Genomic DNA, 2,859 nt, shown 5'->3' with positions numbered 1-2,859 from the left:
GTTCCTTTTCACGTGGTTCCGGCCAGAACGATTTTCGGTTCGCATTTAAAAAATGACGAAGGATACGCGTTTGTTTCCTGTGCGGTTGCTCCGGGTTTTGATTTCGAAGATTTTGAGTTGTTTTCGACCGAAGAGCTTTTAACATCCTATCCGCAGCACCAATCCATCATCGAAAAACTGACCTAAGATGTCGAAGTGGCGGGTTTACCTAATGGGATTTGTGACTTTACTGATGGCTCCGCTCGGATGGCTTTTATGCGGCATGCCGCCCGTTTTGGAATTCCTTCAACTCGATGGACTCAGCAACATCTGGACGCTGATCGGGATTGAATTCGGGGTTTGTTTCGGAATCCTGATGTTAATCTTCACCAATACCGAAAGTGCCCGAAAGAGTTTCTCTGTTCAACATCAATTGATCAAATCACTCCGGTTAAACTTTTTCGATATCCTGTTCCTCTCACTCTGTGCGGGTTTCGGAGAAGAAATTTTATTCCGGATCGCAGTACAACAGTGGCTTCCGCCTGTGTTAGCATCCATAGCCTTTGTAGCCATTCACGGGTATATTTTACCCAATGATCTTGAAACAACCAAATACGGATTATTGGTTTGCTTCTTTATCACCATTCTAAGCTACGCTATTTCGGGCGAACAGGGATTGTGGTTCTGCATTGCCGCTCATGCCAGCTACGACTTTGTATTGTTCTATTTCTGGGGAAGAAACTAGGGCTCAATGTAAATCACCAGGCGGTTTGTTTGCTGACTCAGGAAACAGATCGGGAAAACCACGGAGGGATCTGCTTTGATTTTCTCCAACATTCGCAAAGAACAAGCCGATTCGGGAACTTGCAGCATTGCTCCGGAATATTGCAGGTTCAATTCCCTCAATCCACTCATGTATTGCATTGAATCCGGCAGTTTTTGCAAATTGTTATAACTCAGATCCAGAAATTGCATTCCGGAAAGAAAACCCAAATCTTCCGGCAGCTTCCGGATCGCATTCCTGTTCAAATCCAATTGTTCCAGATTCCGCAAGCTTCCTAATGAATCTGAAACGTATACCAACTTGTTGTTGGAAACAAACAAACGCTGCAGGTTCTTCAATCGGCAAATGCAATCGGGAATGGAATCAATATCGTTGTAAGCCAGACTCAATACTTTCAGGTTCTTCAGCTCACAAACCGACTTCGGAAAAGAAGTCATTTTGTTGCGTCCCAGGTACAAGACTTCCAGGTTCTGAAGTTTGGATATTTCCGCATCAATTTCCCTGATCTTGTTTCCGAAAAAAGACATTTTCGTGATTGTGGTATCCAGAAACAGGTCGAAAGGAATATCCTCCAATTTTTTGTAATTCATTGTTACCTCTCTTCCATCTGTTCTTGTGGCAGTAATTACCGAACAAGAGGTAAAAAACGCCATTGCAATCAGTCCAAAAAGGGATTTCCATTTCATCTCGATCCGAAAGTACAATAAAATTGATTAAACCAATTGGCATAATTTGTGTCTTACCTTCAGTAACCATAAAAAAAATGATCATATGAAGACATTCATTTTAGCAATCGCTGTTTTAGTAGGAGGAACTTCTATGGCACAGCAACAAGAAAAAAGAGAACCTAAAACTGCAGAACAACGTGCAGCAGGTATGACGGAGAAAATGACTGCCAAACTCAGTTTGGATGACGCTCAAAAAGCAAAGATCCAGGATATCAATCTGGGAATTGCAAAAAAGAACGACGCAATTCGTCAGAATGCCTCATTGACCAGGGAACAGAAATTTGCCCAGATGAAAGAAAATCAGGATGCGAGAAAGGCTCAGTACAAAGAAGTACTTAGCGCTGATCAATACGCTAAATACGAAGCCTGGGAAAAAGAAAAGCAGGAAAAAATGCAGGCAAAACGAGCTGAAAGACAAGAATCACCGAAGGGTGGTAAAGGAGAAAAAGGTTCTAAAGGAACGAAACAAACTCCTCCGACACAAGAAACGGAAGAATTATAAAAAAGTGGGGCGCATCGTAATTCGCCCCACTTTTTTTATTTCAATCTATCTGCAAAAATCTTTTTAAACTTCTCGTATTTAGGTCGTACTACCGCCTGGCAATATGCATTCCCTGGATTCAATTCCAAATAATTCTGGTGGTAATCTTCCGCCGGAAAATAATTCGAAACCGGTGAAATTTCCGTTACAATCGGATTTTCCCAAACATGCTCTTCCGTCAATTTCGACTTGTACGCAATGGCTTTTTCTTTTTGCTCCGGATCGTGGTAAAAAACAACCGAGCGGTATTGTGTCCCGATATCGTTTCCCTGTCTGTTCAACTGCGTCGGATCATGTACAAACCAAAAGACCTCCAGCAATTCATCAAAGGAAACCAGAGCCTCATCGTAAACAACCCGTGCCACTTCCGCATGACCCGTTGTGCCTTCACACACTTGTTTGTACGTCGGATGATCAACATGCCCACCGGCATAACCGGAAGTTACGGAGATCACTCCTTTCAAATCTTTGTAACACGCTTCAATGCACCAAAAACATCCGGCACCCAATGTGGCTTCTTTGATCATTTCTTTCTTTTTATCAAAAATACGTGAAGTTTTAAAATCCGGATTGCCTCTTCAACAAAAGAGTTTGATTAATTTTGCCGCATCTTGAAAACATACGGTCCCAATTTCTGGAAGTTAAGTTTCGCCATGCTTCTTTTTACAACGAGTTACAACTGTGTAATTCCCGAAATGAATGCATTTCTAACCGACCTGGGATCTCCGCACCTGAAAGGATTGATCATCGGTTTGTTTACGATCTCCGCCGGGTTTTCGCGCCCTTTTTCAGGTAAATTATCCGATTTGATCGGCCGAAAGAAAGTA

Annotated in this window: 5 protein-coding genes and 1 pseudogene; 4 read left to right on the top strand and 2 right to left on the bottom strand. The window is 42.4% G+C overall.

The window, feature by feature from the left end; all coding sequences use genetic code 11:
• Both Q1V93_RS03685 and Q1V93_RS03680 read left to right on the top strand, forming a co-directional pair.
• Positions 1–186, top strand: a 186-nt coding sequence (locus Q1V93_RS03685; protein ID WP_300661604.1) for a cupin domain-containing protein, incomplete at its 5' end; no start/stop codon positions are given.
• A 1-nt stretch (position 187) separates the two neighbouring features.
• Positions 188–724 (top strand): CPBP family intramembrane glutamic endopeptidase, encoded by a 537-nt coding sequence (locus Q1V93_RS03680; protein WP_300661601.1) that lies wholly within the window; start codon positions 188–190, stop codon positions 722–724.
• Here Q1V93_RS03680 and Q1V93_RS03675 read toward each other — a convergent pair.
• Entirely contained in the window at positions 721–1,449 is a 729-nt protein-coding gene (locus Q1V93_RS03675) for a leucine-rich repeat domain-containing protein (RefSeq protein ID WP_300661598.1), read from the bottom strand. The genes Q1V93_RS03680 and Q1V93_RS03675 overlap by 4 nt on opposite strands.
• 85 nt (positions 1,450–1,534) lie before the next feature.
• On the opposite strand from Q1V93_RS03675, the gene Q1V93_RS03670 reads away from it, so the two are divergent.
• On the top strand, positions 1,535–1,993 hold the full coding sequence (locus Q1V93_RS03670) for a hypothetical protein (RefSeq protein ID WP_300661595.1): 459 nt from the start codon (positions 1,535–1,537) through the stop codon (positions 1,991–1,993).
• A gap of 35 nt (positions 1,994–2,028) precedes the next feature.
• On the opposite strand, the gene msrA is transcribed toward Q1V93_RS03670, so the two are convergent.
• Positions 2,029–2,559, bottom strand: coding sequence for a peptide-methionine (S)-S-oxide reductase MsrA (gene msrA / locus Q1V93_RS03665; protein WP_300661592.1), 531 nt, complete (start codon positions 2,557–2,559; stop codon positions 2,029–2,031).
• Between the two features lie 126 nt (positions 2,560–2,685).
• Between msrA and Q1V93_RS19365 the strand changes: the two are divergent.
• A pseudogene (locus tag Q1V93_RS19365) lies at positions 2,686–2,859 on the top strand (MFS transporter); the annotation flags it as partial.

It is taken from the genome of Fluviicola sp. (genome assembly GCF_030151805.1).
Lineage (GTDB): Bacteria > Bacteroidota > Bacteroidia > Flavobacteriales_D > Crocinitomicaceae > Fluviicola.
This window is presented reverse-complemented; position numbering and strand designations above follow the sequence as displayed.

Coding starts and splice junctions, on each gene's coding strand:
- msrA (WP_300661592.1), bottom strand. CDS start 2,559: ATGATCAAAGAAGCCACATTGGGTGCCGGATGTTTTTGGTGCATTGAA.
- Q1V93_RS03670 (WP_300661595.1), top strand. CDS start 1,535: ATGAAGACATTCATTTTAGCAATCGCTGTTTTAGTAGGAGGAACTTCT.
- Q1V93_RS03680 (WP_300661601.1), top strand. CDS start 188: ATGTCGAAGTGGCGGGTTTACCTAATGGGATTTGTGACTTTACTGATG.
- Q1V93_RS03675 (WP_300661598.1), bottom strand. CDS start 1,449: ATGAAATGGAAATCCCTTTTTGGACTGATTGCAATGGCGTTTTTTACC.